Below are 16,909 nucleotides of genomic sequence, written 5' to 3'. Positions count from 1 at the left end.
AGACCGATCGGTCAGATGCAACGCTTAACCCGCTTTTCGGCACGTTCTGATCATGTCGAGCTGCGGCTGATATTCGCCGGTCTGCACATCAAACATCCCCAGCAGCGTATGGAACAGGTTGTCCTGCGACACCTCCGCCGTGGGCGCCTGACGGCGCAAACAGGCTTCATCAATCTGGTAAGCGCGGGCATAGCCGTCCGACATCCACATCAGCAGCGGGATATGGGTCTGCTGTGACGGCGCAAACAGGTAGGGCGTGCCGTGCAGATACATGCCGTGATCGCCGAGGGATTCGCCGTGATCGGAGAGATAGACCAGCGCCACGTTAAAGCGGTCGCTGAGCGCTTTTAGCGAATCGATGGTGCGGCTCAGCATATCGTCGCTGTAGAGCAGCGTATTGTCATAGGTGTTCATCAGCGCCTGATGATCGCAGTCCTGGATCTGATTGCTGTCGCAGGTCGGCGTAAACTGGCGAAACTGCGGCGGATAGCGGCGGTAGTAGGCGGGGCCGTGACTGCCCATCTGGTGCAGCACGATGATGCCGTCGTTATGCAGGCTCTCAGTGTAGTTATCCAGCCGGTGCAACAGAACGTCGTCCAGGCAGGAGCCATCCTTGCACCAGTTATCAAGCTTCCACAGGGTCATATCGGTATGCGGCACGCGATCGCAGGCGCCTTTGCAGCCACCGTCGTTTTCGCGCCACAGTACGCTAATGCCCGCGTGCGCCAGAATATCCAGCACGCCATCCTGATGGTGCGCCAGGTTGGCGTCGTAATGGGCGCGCGGCATGTTGGAGAACATGCAGGGCACCGAGATTGCCGTCTCCGTGCCGCAGGAGGTCGCCTGCGGATAGTAGATAACGTTTTGTTTTTTCAGCTGCGGGTTGGTTTCGCGCCCGTAGCCGCCCAGCGAAAAATTCTCCGCGCGCGCGGTTTCGCCAACCACCAGCACCACCAGCGTTTTTTTCTGCTCTGCCTGGATAACCGGGCCTTTGTGCGCGTCCTGGCCGATATGCACCCAGGCCTGACTCCCTTTCATCCAGCGGTTATTCACGTAGTGGCCGGTGCCGCTGATGATATTGGCGGGCGTCACCATTTTCACCAGCCCTTTATTGTTGCGGATCAGCGACGCGTAATCTTTGTAAAACAGCAGCGCCATCAGCACGATCGCGCCGAGCGCGGCCGCCATCGACAGCGCGCGCCACGCCAGGTTCATCCACCAGCTGTCGCGCCGTTTAAAGCGTACGGAAACCATCAGGAGGGTCGGCACTACGCCCATCAGTCCGACCCACAGCAGGGCGTTGCGGCTCAGTAGCGCCACGGACTCCTGCACATCGGTTTCAAACACGTTTTGCACCATATTGGTGTCGATAACGGTGCCGAAGCTGAACATAAAATAGTTCGCTGCCGCACTGGCGAGGATCAGTACCGCCAGCAGCGGCTTACGCAGATAAGGCCAGGCAACGAGGTTAAAAATCAGGGTGAACGCCGCGGTCAGCACCACCGGAAGGCTGGCGGCAAAGGCGTAATCATGCAGCGAGGTGTAGGGGATCCGCTCCCAGGCTCGAAACAAGAAGAGACCGTTTAGCGCCAGCGCAAAGAAGAGAGCAACAACGATATTAAAGGTGCTTTCGTGACAGCGTAACTTATTTAACAGCATGAGTATCCAGTTAAAAATCAAAGGTCGCTTCAAGAGCATAAGGGGAATAAATGAGGAGAACCTTAACGAAAGCTCAACACTATGCCGTGAGTTTTAAGATAAGCCAAACTAAATAGTTACATTTAGTGACAAGAGCCGCTTCTCGTCAGCAGAAAGGCGCAGCCAATAGGCTATCTTTAAGGGAGTTATCGATTGAAACGAGGACGTTGTGGCGGAGCAACTAGAGTTTTTCCCGGTACCCAGTCCCTGTCGCGGCATCTGCCAGACGGATGCGCGCGGCTACTGCATCGGCTGCCTGCGCAGCCGTGACGAACGCTTTAACTGGATGAACTTCAGCGACGCGCAAAAACGCGACGTGCTGCGCCTGTGCCATCTGCGGCGCCTGCGCCTGCAGCGCCAGCAAAAGCCGAACGACGATCCAGAACCGCAGCAGCCGTCCCTGTTTTGACCGCTTTTCGCTATACTGCCTGTCAGCGCTTTTCCGGACAAACACAGGGATATCATCATGCTACAACCGCAACCGATTTCACCGCAGGGTCCCGCTTTTTCACCGTTGATTATGGGCTACTGGCGCCTGATGGCGTGGGAAATGACGCCGCAGCAGCGCGTCAGCTTTATTGAACACCACCTTTCTCTCGGCATCACCACGGTGGATCACGCCGATATCTATGGCGACTACCGCTGCGAAGCCGCTTTTGGCGAGGCGCTGAAGCTGGCGCCCGATTTGCGCGACCGCCTGCAAATCGTCACCAAATGCGGCATCGCTACCCGCGCGAAGCCCGAGCACCAGATCGGCCACTACAACACCGATAAAGCACACATTCTGCAGAGCGCAGAAAATTCGCTGCGCCATTTCGCCACCGACCGGCTGGATCTGCTGTTGATCCACCGTCCCGATCCGCTGATGAACGCCGACGCGGTGGCCGAGGCGTTTCTGGAACTGCATCAGAGCGGCAAGGTGCTGCACTTCGGCGTGTCAAATTTTACCCCTGCGCAGTTTGCGCTGCTGCAGTCGCGCCTGCCCTTTACCCTGGCGACCAATCAGGTAGAAATTTCGCCGATTCAGCAGAATGTAATTCTGGATGGCACTCTCGACCAGTGCCAGCAGCTGCGCCTGCGTCCGATGGCGTGGTCCTGCCTCGGCGGCGGGGAGCTGTTCCACGACCCGCACTATCAGCCGCTGCGCGAGGAGCTGGAAAAGGTGCGCCTCGAAACCGGCGCCGCCAGCCTGGCGCAGGTGGTCTACGCCTGGGTGCTGGCACTGCCGAGCCAGCCGCTGCCGATTATCGGCTCCGGTAATGTTGACCGTGTCAGCGAAGCGGCCGCGGCGCTGCGCATTCAGCTTGATCGTCAGCAGTGGTTCCGCATTCGCAAAGCGGCACTCGGCTACGATGTCCCCTGAAGCGTAAAACTGTGTCAAAGCGCGGCAGAGAGCGGAAATAGCGGCCAGGCTTATCTCACCTTTGGGAAAGATAAGAGGCAATAATGAAAAAGTCGTTATTAGCAGGATTACTCCTGATGAGCAGCGCCATGGCCGACGGCGCGCTGGCGCAGCAGGTGACGCTGCATAAGGTCAGCGCCGAAGGCATCGGCGAGGCGATCGGCACGGTCGAAATCGAACAGACGACATACGGCCTGCAGTTTACGCCGGCGCTTAAGGGGCTAACCCCAGGCGTGCACGGCTTCCATGTTCACGCCAACGGCAGCTGCGAGCCTGGCGTCTCGGAAGGGAAAACGGTGGCGGCGGGCGCGGCGGGCGGTCATCTCGACCCGCAAAAAACCGGCAAACACCTTGGGCCCTACGCAGAGGGCCACCTCGGCGACCTGCCGGCGCTCTATGTCGACGAAAAAGGCCGCGCCGACTACCCGGTGCTGGCGCCGCGTCTCACCTCGCTCGACGCGATTAAGGGCAAGGCGCTGATGGTGCATATCGGCGGCGACAACCACGCCGATCATCCGCAGCCGCTTGGCGGCGGCGGCGGGCGTTACGCCTGCGGCGTAATCTGAATGTTGACGCGCTAACGGCTCCTGCGGGAGCCGTTTTATTATCATTTAGTTTACTCTCTGGCTATATTCTCCTGATGATTTACCGCCTATGATACTGATTCTGGACACTTTCATCTGGTGCGGTCAAAGGAGAAATGGAATGAGAAAAACGGGCGCGCTGCTGTTCTGCCTGCTGCTGGCGGGCTGCGATCAACCCAATGAGACCCAGCTCATGACCGAAACCGGACGTCAGCTGCAGCGCACCATCGACGTCAGTCCGGCGCGCGGCGAGTGTGAAGATATTGCAAAGGGGCGTGAGTGGCTCAGCCACGGCGCGCGGAAGCGTCTCGAAGAGAAGGGGTGTCAGTTCGTGCTGCGCAGCGCCACCGAAACCAACTTCGAACAGGCGGCCATCTATCGCACCAGCATGACCATGGTGTGCGGCAGCATTGTCGGCAAGAGCTTCACCGGCAGCGAAATCCGGCGGCGTTTTATCTACTCGCCGGAGGAGCGGGAGCTGGTGATCGAGCCGATGTCGCCCAATGATAAAACGCGCTTCGAACAGCGAAAGACCCTGGCGCAGCTACAGGCAGATTTCGAACGCCAGCAGCTGCAATACTGTAAATAGCTATTCCGGCACTGCCTGTTTGAGCTGCGCCAATGAGCAGCGCAGACGCCACAGGATGCCCGCCAGGCTAATCGCCTCAGACTCGCCAGCCGCCGCTAGCTGACGGGTCATCTCATCCAGCCTGGTCAGCGTCTGGTCGAGCGACTTATGCCGCACGCCGCGCGCGCTCATAATCCGCTGCAAATCCTGCAGGCTCGCCTCGCGCATCTGCGCCAGCGCGGGCGACGCGGGCTGCCAGTCGCGCAGCTGCCAGACAATATGCGAACAGTTCAACAGCACCACGCCCCAGCGCAGCAGCCAGACGCGCGCCTGTTCGTCACGGCTACTGCTCAGCTGGCTGATGCGATGATAAATCTGCGACTCGAAGCGGGTTTCGTTCAGGCGCGGACGGCGGCGCAGCTGATCGAGAAAGGCGAGGCGCAGCGCGCGGATATGACGACGGCTGCGGCGCGCGTCGGAGCTGGGACGCAGTATCTGAAACGCCAGCCAGGCGAGCAGCACGCCGCATACCTTGGCGATATTGTCATTGAGAAAGTCCGCGTAATCCCAGCTCGGCGGATTGGTCACCGCAATAAACGAGCCCATAAAGACGATAAACTGCCCCCAGAGCGCGGCGCGCTGTTTCTGCTGCAGCTTAAACAGCTGCAGGGTCAGCAGCAGCGGAAACAGAACCAGCAGAAACTGCCACAGCTGGGAGATCTGCACCATCAGGCCGAACTTCATCACAAAGCTAAACAACGACAGCCAGAGCAAAGTTTTCAGCAGCAGCGAGACGCTGCCGCTGGGCGAGGGCGCGGACGAGTAGAGCACGCAGGCGATGGCGGTCAGGGTCAGCGCCGCCGCGCCGGCCGACCACTGGGTGGCGATCCAGAAGGCGCAGCCCGCCACGACGGCGCAAAAGGTGCGCAGGGCGCTCCATCCCGCCTCGGCGCTGTCGCTCTCACGCGCCAGCGAGGGCACGCGCGGCGGCTGAAAGCGGGTATCGGCGTCGGCGCGGGTCAGCAGGCGGATCCAGCGGCTGACGTTAAGGTACATCCAGCAGAAATAGCGCAGACGCTGGCAAAAGGCGCGCTGGCGATAGTCGCCGTCAGCGGCGGGGGTCACGCTGCGCAGGATCTGCGCCAGCCGGTATTTGTCGCACTGCGCGCGGGCCAGCTCCTGCATCAGCGCGTCGATAGCCTGGTAGAGCGCTGGCGGCGCGTCGGGCCAGTTAAGCAGCATGCGGCGCAGGCTGGAGAGCACGCTGGTCAGCCGCAGCTGCTGGTGCAGCACATAGTTGAGCACGTTATTTTGGCGGCGAAAGCGGTAGTGGCTCCAGAACGCCTGAATGCGCAGCAGGTTCATGGTGAGGATCTGGCTGATCACCGCTTCATGCGCGGCGCGCACGTTGTCGCCGGCGCCGGGCTGTAGCAGCAGCGCGGCATGTTCCAGCAGCCGCGCGTGCATTTTTTGCAGCGACGTCATCAGCGCGTCGCCGTCCGAGGTGCTCGGCAGCACCATCATCATAAAACCGGCGCAGAGAATGCCTGAGATCACCTCGCACACCCGCGCCTGGGTCAGGGTCCAGAGATCGGTGGCATCGGTCAGATCGACGCTGCTGAAGACGATAATCGCCGCGGTGTAGCCCGCCAGCGAAAAGGCGTAGGCGACGTTATTTTGATAGTGGTTGGCGATGCCGGTGCAGAGCGCCAGCCAGCCGGCGATAAAAAAGGTAAACAGCCAGGGTTCGTTGAGGGTGTGGCCGGCGATCAGCAGGGCGGCACCTGCGCCCATCAGGCTGCCGACAATGCGCCCGAGGCTTTTGCTGATGGCGCCGCCGACGGTGGGAAAGCTGATCACCGCCGCCGAGGTCATCGCCCAGTAGGGCTCATCCAGATCGAGCGCATAGGCGATGCTGAGCGCCAGACACATGGCAATGGCGTTGCGCAGGGCGTAGCGCCACTGGCTGGCATTTGCCTTGACCCACGGCAGCCGATCCCACGCCAGCCACTGCAGGTTCATTGCGCCTGCGGCTCGACAGAAATGGTGCAGGTGGTGCCCGCCACCAGCGGCACGTTATCCGGGATGTGCGCCAGGCGAATGCGCACAGGCACGCGCTGCGCCAGCCGCACCCAGGGCACGTTCGGTTTGATATCCGGCACCAGTCCGCTGTCGCTGTCGACGCTCTGGTCGTAGATGGCGCGGCCGATGCTCTCAACCTCGCCCTGCAGCCGCGCGCCATTGCTGTAGAGCACGATGTTCGCCGGCGCGCCGGGACGAATATGGCGCAGCTTGGTCTCTTCGAAGTAGCCCATCACATAGTAAGAGTGGCTGTCGACCAGCGCGAAGAGCGGCGTGCCGGCGGTGGCGTAATCGCCGACGCGCAGCGTCAGGTTGCTGACCCAGCCGTCGGCGGGTGCGATTACGGTGGTTTGCTGCAGGTTCCAGCGCGCCTGGTCCAGCGCCGCCTGCGCCGCTTTGGCGCTGGCCGCCATCGAGGCGGCGTTAAGCTGCGCGGCATCAAGATCTTCGGCGGAGATAACGTTGCGCGGCAGGCTGGCGCGACGTCGCGCTTCATGCTGGGCCTTCGCCAGATCGGCCTGCGCTTTCGCCAGCTGCGCCTCGGCGTTGTCCAGCGCGATCTGCCAGGGCACGCGATCCAGCGTCAGCAGGGTCTGACCCCGATGCACAAACTGATTATCCTTTACCGTCAGGCTGACGATGCGCGCCGAGATCTGCGGGGTAATCTGCACCAGCTCTGCCCGCACCTTGCCGTCGCGCGTCCAGGGCGACTGCATGTAGTAGTTCCACATCCAGCCGCCCGCCAGCAGGGCGGCCGCGAAGACGATCAGCGTCGAAAAGTACTTTATCGGGTTAAATCTCATGACGAATATCCCTGTCCCATCAGAAAAAGCGCGGCGGCGACGCAGAGCACGAACAGCGAGAGATCGAGCAGCGTGGGATGCCAGACGTCGCCCGAGTAGATCCAGCCGCGCAGCAGCGGGTGCACGATCAGCCAGAAAAAGAAACCCAGCAGGACCGCTTTAAACAGCGGCGGAAAAAACAGCGAGGCGCCGAACACCAGGTCCGTCAGGGGGTCGGCTGCAAGAAAGGGGGAGATGGCCACGTATCATCCTTCTGAAATCACCCTGGCATCGGTCTCAAAAAGCGGTGATGAACCGGTGCGGCTTCGCCTGGGGTTTGTAATTTGTCCTTTAAACTCGCAGAATAGTGTAAAATCTGGCTTGATAGCTAGCAAGCTAATTATAAGGAGATGAAATGGATACGCCCCTTGGAACGGACTTGTCTCGGCTGGTGCGCATCTGGCGCGCGTTGATCGATCAGCGCCTGAAGCCGCTTGAGCTGACGCAGACGCACTGGGTCACGCTGCACAATATCCATCAGCTGCCGCCGGAACAGTCGCAGATTCAGCTGGCGAAGGCCATCGGCATCGAGCAGCCGTCGCTGGTGCGCACGCTGGATCAGCTGGAAGAAAAAGGGCTGATCACCCGCTCTACCTGCGCCAACGATCGCCGCGCGAAGCGCATTAAGCTGACGCGTCAGGCAGAGCCGATCATCGAACAGGTCGAGAGCGTCATCGACGCGACGCGCGACGATATTCTCGCTGGCATCAGCCGTGAGGAGATCAACCAGATGGTGACGCTTATCGCCCGTCTGGAGAAAAACATCCTCGAGCTACAGCAGCGCGAGAAATAAAAAAACCGACGCAGCGGCGTCGGTTTTTTTTTGCTCACAGAGTTAGCGCGGAGATACGGTAATCTGGCTGCCGTTGGACGCCAACGCCACGCGCTGACCGACCGAGTAGCGGCTGGCCGCCTGCTTCTGCACCACCATGATGGTATTGCCGTCATCCTTACGGATTTCCAGCTCCACGCCGTCAGCTTTATTGATCGCGCCCTGCACGCCCTGGCCCGCCAGGCCGCCGGCAATCGCGCCGCCTGCGGTGGCCAGGCTGCGTCCGGTGCCGCCGCCGATGGTGTTGCCGAGGAAACCGCCCAGCACCGCGCCGCCGATAGCGCCGATCACGTTGTTATCATCGCCGCCCTGAATTTTCACCGGACGGACCGACACCAGCGTGCCATAAGAGACGCTCTGAACCTGTTTGGCCTCACTGGCACTGTAGGTATCGCCGGAGAGCGTGCTGGTATTTGAGCAGCCAGCCAGCGTAATGCCAGCCAGTGCGACCGCAACGAAACGCTTGATCATCTGTAACTCCTTTCTTAAGCAATGCGCCATGTGTATCGCGAAATCCTGCAAACAGTATAAGACACAAAGCAAATTAATCTTAGTCTGAGTAAAACAGGGTAGAGCCAAGCATAGACTATCGGCGCTTAACAATAATTCAACCGCAGCGCAAAAAAAGCGGGCGCAACGCCGTTTGTCGCACAAAGTTGTGAGAAAACCTCAGGTAAACGTCGAATCGGACGCGGGAATTTGCCAGACTGATCGCAGTTGAATCGCACTTCCGCCAGGGAGTAAGGAGCAGGAATGAAATCAGGACGTTATATCGGCGTGATGTCGGGCACCAGCCTCGATGGCATCGACGTGGTGCTGGCCGCCATCGATGACAATATGGTGGCGCAGCAGGCCAGCTACTGCCATCCGATGCCGGGCGAACTGCGTCAGCAGATCCTGGCGATCTGCCAGGGGCAGACGCTGACGCTCTCGCAGCTCGGCCAGCTCGATACCCGGCTCGGCCAGCTTTTCGCCGAGGCGGTCAATACGCTGATGCGGCGCGAGGCGCTGGAGCCGAGCGATATCGTCGCCATCGGCTGTCATGGACAGACCGTCTGGCATGAGCCGCAGAGCGACGCGCCTAATACGCTGCAAATCGGCGACAACAACCAGCTGGTGGCGGCGACCGGCATTACCGTGGTGGGCGATTTTCGCCGCCGCGATATGGCGCTGGGCGGACAGGGCGCGCCGCTGGTGCCCGCCTTTCACCAGGCGCTGCTGATGGACGCGGTCGAGCGCCGCATGGTGCTCAACATCGGCGGCATCGCCAATCTCTCGCTGCTGCTGCCTGGCCAGCCGGTGCGCGGCTTCGATACCGGACCCGGCAATATGCTGATCGACGCCTGGATCTGGCGCCATCAGGGCAAGCCTTTCGATCAGGACGGCGCTTGGGCGCGCAGCGGCAAGGTGGCGCCCGCGCTGCTGGAGCAGATGCTGGGCGACCCCTGGTTCGCGCTGCCGCCGCCGAAAAGCACCGGGCGCGAGCATTTCAATCTGGGCTGGGTCGAGCGCCAGCTGCAAACCTTCCCCGGCCTGGCGCCGCAGGATGTGCAGGCGACGCTGACCGAGCTGAGCGCCGTGACTATCGCGCAGCAGGTGCAGCTGAATGACGGCTGCGATCGGCTGCTGGTATGCGGCGGCGGCGGGCGTAATCCGCTGCTGATGGCGCGTCTGGCCGCGCTGCTGCCCGGCACCGAAGTCGCCGCCACCGACAGCGCGGGCATCCGCGGCGACGACATGGAGGCGCTGGCGTTCGCCTGGCTGGCCTGCCGCACGCTTTCTGGCCTGCCGGGCAATCTGCCCGCCGTCACCGGCGCGCGCGCAAAGAGCGTGCTCGGCGCCATCTACCCGGCGAATCCGTTCTACTGACAGTAAGGAAAATAACGATGAAACAGGGGTTAACCTTGGCCGCCGCGCTGCTGCTGGCGGGATGCGGACTGATGAACAAGCAGCCCGAGGCGCCGCAGACGCTGCACTATCGCTGCGGCACGCTGCCGCTGACGGTTACGCTCGACAATGCCAGCGAGCAGGTGAGCTTTATTATGGATGGCCAGCCGCTGACGCTGAAGCGGGCGATCTCCGCCTCAGGCGCGCGCTACAGCGACGGAAAATATGTATTCTGGAGCAAAGGCGACACCGCCTTTATCGAGCGTGACGACAAAGTCGTCGTGAATGACTGTGAACTGCAGCCTGCCAGCCAGACTGCTCATTTTGAGTAACCCGTATGAGCACGAATTTCACACTGCAAGATATCGCCAGCCTGCGCCGCGAGTATACGCGCGGCGGGCTGCGCCGTAAGGATCTGCCTGAGCAGCCGCTGGCGCTGTTCGAAACCTGGCTACGCCAGGCGTGCGACGCGCAGCTGCCCGATCCCACCGCCATGACCGTGGCGACGGTGGATGAGCAGGGCCAGCCTTACCAGCGCATCGTGCTGCTGAAGCACTATGACGACAGCGGCCTGGTGTTCTACACCAACCTCGGCAGCCGCAAGGCGCAGCAGCTGGCGAACAATCCGCGCATTTCGCTGCATTTTCCCTGGCACTTCCTCGAGCGTCAGGTGATGGTGCTGGGTGAAGTGGAAAAACTCTCGCCGCTGGAGGTGCTGAAATATTTCCACAGCCGTCCACGCGACAGTCAGATCGGCGCCTGGGTGTCGCGTCAGTCGAGCCGCATCTCGGCGCGCGGCGTGCTGGAGGGAAAATTCCTCGAGCTGAAGCAAAAATTTCAGCAGGGCGAGGTGCCGCTGCCGAGCTTCTGGGGCGGATACCGGGTTAAATTTCATACCATGGAGTTCTGGCAGGGCGGCGAGCATCGCCTGCATGACCGTTTCCTCTACCAGCGCAGCGACAACGGCTGGAAAATCGACCGCTTAGCCCCGTAAAACAGCGTTTTTCTCCGCTCTCAGCGCTGGCAAGGAAGTCGCCAGCGCTTTATGCTATAGCCCTCATTTTTTTCTTCCGCACTCAGCGGAAAGCTGTGTACCAGCATAGGTGCAGTCTGATCAATTTGGAGTCAGTGATGACCAGCAGTAACCTGATACAACAATTGCAGGAACGGGGCTTAATCGCCCAGGTAACGGACGAGGAAGCGTTAGCAGAGCGACTGGCGCAAGGGCCGATCGCCCTCTATTGCGGCTTCGATCCGACCGCTGACAGCTTGCATTTGGGCCATCTGGTGCCGCTGCTCTGCCTGAAACGTTTTCAGGATGCCGGACACAAGCCGGTCGCGCTGGTGGGTGGTGCCACCGGTCTGATTGGCGATCCCAGCTTTAAAGCAGCAGAACGTAAACTCAATACCAGCGAAACCGTCGGCGAATGGGTTGAGAAGATCCGCCGTCAGGTGGCGCCGTTCCTCGATTTCGACTGCGGCGACAACAGTGCTATCGCCGCCAACAACTACGACTGGTTCGGCGGCATGAACGTGCTGACCTTCCTGCGCGATATCGGCAAGCACTTCTCTGTGAATCAGATGATCAACAAAGAAGCGGTGAAACAGCGCCTGAACCGCGACGACCAGGGGATCTCCTTTACCGAGTTCTCCTACAACCTGCTGCAGGGCTACGACTTCGCCGAGCTGAACAAGCGTCACGGCGTAGCGCTGCAGATTGGTGGATCCGATCAGTGGGGCAATATCACCTCCGGCATCGATCTGACGCGTCGTCTCTATCAGAACCAGGTCTTCGGCCTGACGGTGCCGCTGATCACCAAATCAGACGGTACCAAGTTTGGTAAAACCGAAGGCGGTGCGGTGTGGCTCGATGCGAAGAAAACCAGCCCCTATAAGTTCTACCAGTTCTGGATCAACACCGCGGACGCCGACGTCTACCGCTTCCTGAAGTTCTTCACCTTCCTTAGCCTTGACGAGATCAACGCGCTGGAAGAAGAGGACAAAAACAGCGGCAAGGCGCCGCGCGCGCAGTACGTGCTGGCCGAGAACGTCACGCGCCTGGTGCATGGCGAGGCGGGCCTGGCGGCGGCGAAACGTATCACCGACAGCCTCTTCTCCGGCGCGCTGAGCGAGATGACCGAAGCGGACTTCGAACAGCTGGCGCAGGACGGTATGCCGACCGTGCAGCTCGGCGCGGAAGACGATCTGCAGCAGGCGCTGGTCAAGGCCGAACTGGTGCCGTCACGCGGCCAGGCGCGCACCATGATTGGCTCCAACGCCGTCACCCTGAACGGCGAGAAGCAGTCGGACGCGGAGTATCGCTTCAGCGACAGCGACAAGCTGTTTGGTCGCTACACGCTGCTGCGTCGCGGCAAAAAACACTACTGCCTGATCGTCTGGCAGTAAGCGCTTCAGGGCCGGTTTCCGGCCCTTTTTTTATGGCAGGCAAGGGCAAGACAGCAACAGCATAATGAAAAATATTCTCGCAATTCAGTCGCACGTCGTCTTCGGACACGCCGGCAACGCCGCCGCCGAATTTCCGATGCGGCGCATGGGGGCCAACGTCTGGCCGCTGAACACCGTACAGTTCTCCAACCACACGCAGTATGGCCACTGGACCGGCACCGTGATGCCCGCCACGCATCTGACCGATATCGTTAAGGGCATCAGCGATATTGACCGGCTGAAAACCTGCGACGCGGTGCTGAGCGGCTATCTCGGCTCCGCCGAGCAGGGCGAGCAGATCCTCGAGATCGTGCGCATGGTGAAGGCCGCCAATCCCGACGCCTGGTTCTTTTGCGATCCGGTGATGGGACATCCTGAAAAAGGCTGCATCGTGGCGCCTGGCGTGGCGGAGTACCACTGCAAATACGCCATGCCCGCCAGCGATATTATCGCGCCCAACCTGCTGGAGCTGGAGATGCTCAGCGAGCGCAGCGTTGCCAGCGTGGAAGAGGCGATTGCCGCGGCGCGTGCGCTGATTGCGCAGGGGCCGCGCGTGGTGCTGGTGAAACACCTGGCGCGCGCCGGACGCCGCAGCGATCGCTTCGAGATGCTGCTGGTCACGGCGCAAGAAGCCTGGCACATCAGCAGGCCGCTGGTCGATTTCGGCGTGCGTCAGCCGGTCGGCGTCGGCGATCTCACCAGCGGCCTGCTGCTGGTCAACCTGCTGCACGGCAAGGATCTGCGCAGCGCGCTGGAGCACGTTACCGCCGCGGTCTATGAGGTGATGCTGACCATGCACGCCATGGGCGAGTATGAGCTGCAGCTGGTGGCCGCTCAGGACGCCATCGCGCAGCCGACCCAGCACTTTGCCGCTGAACGACTGTAATCTCTGTCAGGGCCGACCGCGCGTCGGCCCTGTTTCCTGAGCCAGACCTTCCGCCTTGAGCGCCGCCTGCACCGCAGGCCGCTGCGACGTCCGCTGAAACCAGGCCTCCAGCGCTGTCAGATCCGCCAGCTCCAGCTTCAGCGCGTGCGCCCAGCGCACCATCACATAAAGATAAGCGTCCGCCACGCTAAAGCGCAGCCCCATCAGCCACTGCTTATCCTGCAGCGCCTTGTCGACGAAGCGAAACTGCTGCTCCAGCCGGGCGCGCAGCAGCGGCTTATAGCTGTCGGGCGTGTCGGGTTTAAACAGCGGCGTAAAGGTTTTATGCAGCTCGCTGCTGATAAAGCTGAGCCACTCCAGCGTATGGTAGCGCGTCAGGCTGCCAACCGGCGCCAGCAGCTGGCGATCGGGCTTCAGGTCCGCCAGATACTGTACGATCGCTACCCCTTCGGTCAGCAGGGTGCCGTCATCCAGCTCCAGCGCCGGCACCTGGCCTTTGGGATTGATTTGCCAGTAATCTTCGCTGCATTCGGTGACTTTCTTCACCAGATCGACGCTTACCTGGGTGAAGTCGAGCCCGCACTCGCGCAGCACGATATGCGGCGAAAGCGAGCAGGCTCCCGCCTTACAGAACAGTTTCATCACGGACCTCCGGGTTTCGACAGGATCATTGCAGCTTAATGCGTTGCCGCCGATTTGCCAGTGACCGCGATCAAGCGCCGCCGCTGGCCCGGAAAAAGAGAAAAAAAAGCCGGGCGCATGGCCCGGCAGCAGGAGGCGTGAAGCATCAGGCCTGCGCTTTTTTCAGCTCCGCCTGCGGCGACTGCGCCATGCGGTTCAGCAGCGGCGCGGTCAGCAGCATCAGCACGGCGATCACGCCGGTGACGATGCCAATCTGCTGGAAGACGCTGCTGTAGACGTTCAGCGACGCCAGCGGATCGGTGACGTTTTCCGGCACCGCCATCAGGCCAGCCACTTTACCGGCGATCATCGCCGCGCCAGCGGTGGTCAGGAACCAGGAGCCCATGATAAAGCCCATCAGACGCTGCGGCACCAGCTGCGCCACCATCGCCAGGCCCAGGCCGGAGATCATCAGCTCGCCGATGCTCTGCAGCGCATAGCTCAGGATCAGCCAGTTCACCGAGACGATACCCGCATCAGAAGCGAACTTCGCGCCGAGCGGCAGCACCAGGAAGGCGGCGGAGCAGAGCACCATGCCGATAGCAAACTTAAACGGCATCGGCAGCTTATCGCCCAGCTTGTTGTAGACCGCCGCCAGCAGCGGGCTGGCCAACATGATCCAGAACGGGTTAAGCGCCTGGAACTGCTCCGGCTCGAAGGTGATGCCCAGAATGGTGTGCTCAACGTTGCGAATGGCGAAGAAGTTAAGCGAGGTCGGCATCTGCATATAGAGCACGAAGAAGACGATCGCCTCTACCATCAGCAGAAAGGCCACGATCATTTTGCGACGCGCCGCGCCGTGCAGCGAGAAGGCCTCTTTGGCGAAGATCAGGATAATGCCCAGCGCCACCACGCCCAGCGTAATGCGCGCGATGGTCTGGTTATGCAGCAGCCAGGTGGCGATAGCGACCAGCACCACCACGCCAACCAGCGTCATCAGCAGCTTGCTGACGTTGAGCGGGGCGAAGTCCGGCTTTGAGCCGTAGTTTTTCACCAGGCCTTTACAGAACAGGAAATTGAGCAGGGTGATCACCAGGCCGACGACCGACAGTGAAAAAGCAACGCTCCAGCCATATTTCGCCGCCAGCCACGGGGTCAGCATCATCGAGAAGAGCGAACCGACGTTGATGGACATGTAGAACATGGTGAAGGCGCCGTCGAGGCGCGGATCGTCTTTTTCGTAGCAGGTAGACAGCAGCGAAGAGGGGTTGGCTTTAAACAGGCCGCTGCCGACCGCGATGGTCGCCATGCCGACATAGACCATGCCGACGTCATGCCCGGAGAAGGCGACCAGCGCATAACCGAGCGCCAGCACGATCACGCCCAAAACGATGACGCGTTTGGTGCCCAGCACCTTATCGCCCAGCCAGCCACCAATCGCCACCAGGCCGTAGACCAGCGCGCTGAATGAAGCAAAAAGGGTAATAGACGCCGCTTCCGACATGCCGAGCTGCTTAACCAGGTAAACAGCCATGATGGCCTGCAGGCCGTAAAAGCCGAAACGTTCCCACAACTCAATTGAGAAGATCAGGTAGAACGCCTTCGGCTGTTTGAACGCATTGAGGCTGACCGCCTCATCAGTGTGTTTGTTTGCAGTTGACACGTGTACCTCAGTTTTTCTCGTACCCTGTTTTACGACAGGAAATAAGTCCGCGTCATGTCAGGATTCCATGCGCGACATTGTTATTAGTAGGGAAAAGCGGCGCCTAATGTGGCTGATTAAGCGCATCAGGGCAAGAATTTTTTGAATGCTGAAAACCCCTGGCGAGGTAAGGTTTAAAAACTTAACCGCGACTGGGAATCGGATTTAAATATCAGTGAGGAAGATTATATCAGAACAAACGTTTGTTTTTCACGATCAAGGGGCGATATAAACCAGATAAGCTGCTTTTGCAGTAATCGACAGATTATGGTGTCAATGATTGATAATTAATCAGCTTTTTGTTCGGCATTTATGGCGTTTATTAGCCAGTTTGCATAAGGATCAAACAGATTGTCTTCCGGAAAGGGGTGTGGTGCGGTAAAACTTGATCTCTCGCACAAAATTTGCAATTAATTCATGAAGTAAAAGAAGAAAGCGTTTGCGCAGGCGTAAAAGGCGGGAAAAAAGCGGCGATAAGGCAAAACGGAAGGGGAAAAAAACAGATCGCTTCGCTGGCCAGGCTGCGGCGTTTTCGGCGCCTGAACGCGGCAACGTTGTCAGATAAAGATTGCGATTTTTACCGTCTCGACAACAAATTAACGATCCGGTAACCTCGAAATTTCCCCTTACAGGACGTAATCATGGCAGCTTCTTTAAACCTGGCGCTGGTGGGCGATTATCGCGCCAGCGCCGTTGCGCATCAGGCTATTCCTCCTGCTATCGAGCGCGCCGCCCAGCACCTCGGCGCATCTGTCTCTTTCAACTGGCTGGCAACCGACGAGGCAGGCGTGGTCGACGCCGCGCGCAGCAGCGACGCCCTCTGGGTGGTGCCGGGCAGCCCCTATAAAAACGATGACGCCGTGTTTGAAATTATTCGCTGGGCGCGCGAGCAGCGCCATCCGTTTCTTGGATCCTGCGGCGGCTTTCAGTATGCAGTAATTGAATATGCGCGCAACGCGCTGGGCTGGCAGGATGCGAATCACGCCGAAACCGACGAAGGCGGCCGTATGGTAATTGCGCCCCTGAGCTGTTCGCTGGTAGAGCAGCGGGGCGAGGTGAGGTTCGCGCCGGGATCGCGCATCGCCGAGGCCTATGGCGCGCAGTCGAGTGATGAGGGCTACCACTGTAATTTTGGCGTCAATCCCGCCTTTAGCGAGGCGCTGGAGGGGGAGAATCTGCGCATTACCTCATGGGACGCCGCGGGAGACGTGCGCGGCATTGAGCTGATCGATCACCCTTTCTTTGTCGCCACGCTATTTCAGTCGGAGCGGGCGGCGCTGCAGGATAAAGCGTCGCCGCTGGTTATCGCCTGGCTGCAGGCGGCGCTGGCGCGCGGCTGACGCGTAACGGGCGTCGCGAC

At 60.3% G+C, this 16,909-nt stretch carries 19 protein-coding genes; 12 read left to right on the top strand and 7 right to left on the bottom strand.

Annotated features, from left to right (window positions below; all coding sequences use genetic code 11):
* Window positions 1-24: 24 nt before the first annotated feature.
* A complete protein-coding gene (eptA, locus tag MC269_RS09970) occupies window positions 25-1,665 on the bottom strand; it encodes a phosphoethanolamine transferase EptA (RefSeq protein WP_239955101.1) in 1,641 nt (546 codons plus the stop codon).
* Window positions 1,666-1,867: 202 nt separating this feature from the next.
* Here eptA and MC269_RS09965 point away from each other — a divergent pair, with 202 nt between their 5' ends.
* From MC269_RS09965 to MC269_RS09950, 4 genes are all read left to right on the top strand, one after another.
* On the top strand, window positions 1,868-2,107 hold the full coding sequence (locus MC269_RS09965; protein ID WP_239952282.1) for a DUF1289 domain-containing protein: 240 nt from the start codon (window positions 1,868-1,870) through the stop codon (window positions 2,105-2,107).
* 57 nt (window positions 2,108-2,164) lie between these two features.
* Complete coding sequence (locus MC269_RS09960; protein WP_239952281.1) at window positions 2,165-3,061, top strand: aldo/keto reductase family oxidoreductase; 897 nt, start codon at window positions 2,165-2,167, stop codon at window positions 3,059-3,061.
* 116 nt (window positions 3,062-3,177) lie between these two features.
* Window positions 3,178-3,666, top strand: coding sequence for a superoxide dismutase [Cu-Zn] SodC (sodC, locus tag MC269_RS09955; RefSeq protein WP_371824334.1), 489 nt, complete (start codon window positions 3,178-3,180; stop codon window positions 3,664-3,666).
* Window positions 3,667-3,805: 139 nt separating this feature from the next.
* Window positions 3,806-4,273 (top strand): hypothetical protein, encoded by a 468-nt coding sequence (locus tag MC269_RS09950; RefSeq protein ID WP_081137374.1) that lies wholly within the window; start codon window positions 3,806-3,808, stop codon window positions 4,271-4,273.
* On the opposite strand, the gene MC269_RS09945 is transcribed toward MC269_RS09950, so the two are convergent.
* Genes MC269_RS09945 through MC269_RS09935 form a run of 3 tightly spaced genes read right to left on the bottom strand, consistent with a single transcriptional unit; the run spans window position 4,274 to window position 7,379 of the window.
* A complete protein-coding gene (locus MC269_RS09945) occupies window positions 4,274-6,274 on the bottom strand; it encodes an FUSC family protein (RefSeq protein ID WP_239952279.1) in 2,001 nt (666 codons plus the stop codon). It abuts the gene before it with no gap.
* The gene (locus MC269_RS09940) at window positions 6,271-7,137 is read right to left on the bottom strand and encodes an HlyD family secretion protein (RefSeq protein ID WP_239952278.1); all 867 of its coding nucleotides are present in this window, start codon (window positions 7,135-7,137) and stop codon (window positions 6,271-6,273) included. The genes MC269_RS09945 and MC269_RS09940 overlap by 4 nt, the downstream gene beginning before the upstream one ends.
* On the bottom strand, window positions 7,134-7,379 hold the full coding sequence (locus MC269_RS09935) for a DUF1656 domain-containing protein (RefSeq protein WP_081137380.1): 246 nt from the start codon (window positions 7,377-7,379) through the stop codon (window positions 7,134-7,136). Before MC269_RS09935 ends, MC269_RS09940 begins: the two co-directional genes overlap by 4 nt.
* 152 nt (window positions 7,380-7,531) lie before the next feature.
* Here MC269_RS09935 and slyA point away from each other — a divergent pair, with 152 nt between their 5' ends.
* Window positions 7,532-7,969 (top strand): transcriptional regulator SlyA, encoded by a 438-nt coding sequence (gene slyA, locus MC269_RS09930; protein WP_081137382.1) that lies wholly within the window; start codon window positions 7,532-7,534, stop codon window positions 7,967-7,969.
* 42 nt (window positions 7,970-8,011) lie between these two features.
* Here the strand turns inward: slyA and MC269_RS09925 are convergent, their stop codons facing one another.
* Window positions 8,012-8,479, bottom strand: a complete 468-nt coding sequence (locus tag MC269_RS09925) for a glycine zipper 2TM domain-containing protein (protein WP_081137384.1) — start codon at window positions 8,477-8,479, stop codon at window positions 8,012-8,014.
* A 282-nt stretch (window positions 8,480-8,761) separates the two neighbouring features.
* On the opposite strand from MC269_RS09925, the gene anmK reads away from it, so the two are divergent.
* From anmK to pdxY, 5 genes are all read left to right on the top strand, one after another.
* Window positions 8,762-9,877 (top strand): anhydro-N-acetylmuramic acid kinase, encoded by a 1,116-nt coding sequence (gene anmK / locus MC269_RS09920; protein ID WP_239952277.1) that lies wholly within the window; start codon window positions 8,762-8,764, stop codon window positions 9,875-9,877.
* A 17-nt stretch (window positions 9,878-9,894) separates the two neighbouring features.
* Window positions 9,895-10,227, top strand: a complete 333-nt coding sequence (locus MC269_RS09915) for an MliC family protein (RefSeq protein ID WP_239952276.1) — start codon at window positions 9,895-9,897, stop codon at window positions 10,225-10,227.
* A 5-nt stretch (window positions 10,228-10,232) separates the two neighbouring features.
* Complete coding sequence (pdxH, locus tag MC269_RS09910; protein WP_239952275.1) at window positions 10,233-10,889, top strand: pyridoxamine 5'-phosphate oxidase; 657 nt, start codon at window positions 10,233-10,235, stop codon at window positions 10,887-10,889.
* A 137-nt stretch (window positions 10,890-11,026) separates the two neighbouring features.
* Window positions 11,027-12,301, top strand: coding sequence for a tyrosine--tRNA ligase (tyrS, locus tag MC269_RS09905; protein WP_081137391.1), 1,275 nt, complete (start codon window positions 11,027-11,029; stop codon window positions 12,299-12,301).
* 64 nt (window positions 12,302-12,365) lie between these two features.
* Window positions 12,366-13,226, top strand: a complete 861-nt coding sequence (pdxY, locus tag MC269_RS09900; RefSeq protein ID WP_239952274.1) for a pyridoxal kinase PdxY — start codon at window positions 12,366-12,368, stop codon at window positions 13,224-13,226.
* A 6-nt stretch (window positions 13,227-13,232) separates the two neighbouring features.
* Here the strand turns inward: pdxY and gstA are convergent, their stop codons facing one another.
* Window positions 13,233-13,868 carry a glutathione transferase GstA gene (gene gstA / locus MC269_RS09895; protein WP_239952273.1) on the bottom strand — a complete coding sequence of 212 codons (636 nt, stop codon included), beginning with the start codon at window positions 13,866-13,868 and terminating at the stop codon, window positions 13,233-13,235.
* A gap of 145 nt (window positions 13,869-14,013) precedes the next feature.
* Window positions 14,014-15,510 carry a dipeptide/tripeptide permease DtpA gene (gene dtpA / locus MC269_RS09890; RefSeq protein WP_081137398.1) on the bottom strand — a complete coding sequence of 499 codons (1,497 nt, stop codon included), beginning with the start codon at window positions 15,508-15,510 and terminating at the stop codon, window positions 14,014-14,016.
* 443 nt (window positions 15,511-15,953) lie between these two features.
* On the opposite strand from dtpA, the gene MC269_RS09885 reads away from it, so the two are divergent.
* Window positions 15,954-16,160, top strand: a complete 207-nt coding sequence (locus tag MC269_RS09885; protein ID WP_239952272.1) for a hypothetical protein — start codon at window positions 15,954-15,956, stop codon at window positions 16,158-16,160.
* A 30-nt stretch (window positions 16,161-16,190) separates the two neighbouring features.
* Complete coding sequence (locus tag MC269_RS09880) at window positions 16,191-16,889, top strand: CTP synthase (protein WP_239952271.1); 699 nt, start codon at window positions 16,191-16,193, stop codon at window positions 16,887-16,889.
* Window positions 16,890-16,909 lie beyond the last annotated feature (20 nt).

Source organism: Pantoea sp. Z09 (assembly GCF_022394795.1).
Taxonomy (GTDB): Bacteria; Pseudomonadota; Gammaproteobacteria; order Enterobacterales; family Enterobacteriaceae; genus Pantoea; species Pantoea latae.
This window is presented reverse-complemented; position numbering and strand designations above follow the sequence as displayed.

Coding starts and splice junctions, on each gene's coding strand:
- MC269_RS09960 (WP_239952281.1), top strand. CDS start 2,165: ATGCTACAACCGCAACCGATTTCACCGCAGGGTCCCGCTTTTTCACCG.
- sodC (WP_371824334.1), top strand. CDS start 3,178: ATGAGCAGCGCCATGGCCGACGGCGCGCTGGCGCAGCAGGTGACGCTG.
- MC269_RS09950 (WP_081137374.1), top strand. CDS start 3,806: ATGAGAAAAACGGGCGCGCTGCTGTTCTGCCTGCTGCTGGCGGGCTGC.
- MC269_RS09945 (WP_239952279.1), bottom strand. CDS start 6,274: ATGAACCTGCAGTGGCTGGCGTGGGATCGGCTGCCGTGGGTCAAGGCA.
- MC269_RS09940 (WP_239952278.1), bottom strand. CDS start 7,137: ATGAGATTTAACCCGATAAAGTACTTTTCGACGCTGATCGTCTTCGCG.
- slyA (WP_081137382.1), top strand. CDS start 7,532: ATGGATACGCCCCTTGGAACGGACTTGTCTCGGCTGGTGCGCATCTGG.
- MC269_RS09925 (WP_081137384.1), bottom strand. CDS start 8,479: ATGATCAAGCGTTTCGTTGCGGTCGCACTGGCTGGCATTACGCTGGCT.
- anmK (WP_239952277.1), top strand. CDS start 8,762: ATGAAATCAGGACGTTATATCGGCGTGATGTCGGGCACCAGCCTCGAT.
- MC269_RS09915 (WP_239952276.1), top strand. CDS start 9,895: ATGAAACAGGGGTTAACCTTGGCCGCCGCGCTGCTGCTGGCGGGATGC.
- pdxH (WP_239952275.1), top strand. CDS start 10,233: ATGAGCACGAATTTCACACTGCAAGATATCGCCAGCCTGCGCCGCGAG.
- tyrS (WP_081137391.1), top strand. CDS start 11,027: ATGACCAGCAGTAACCTGATACAACAATTGCAGGAACGGGGCTTAATC.
- pdxY (WP_239952274.1), top strand. CDS start 12,366: ATGAAAAATATTCTCGCAATTCAGTCGCACGTCGTCTTCGGACACGCC.
- gstA (WP_239952273.1), bottom strand. CDS start 13,868: ATGAAACTGTTCTGTAAGGCGGGAGCCTGCTCGCTTTCGCCGCATATC.
- MC269_RS09880 (WP_239952271.1), top strand. CDS start 16,191: ATGGCAGCTTCTTTAAACCTGGCGCTGGTGGGCGATTATCGCGCCAGC.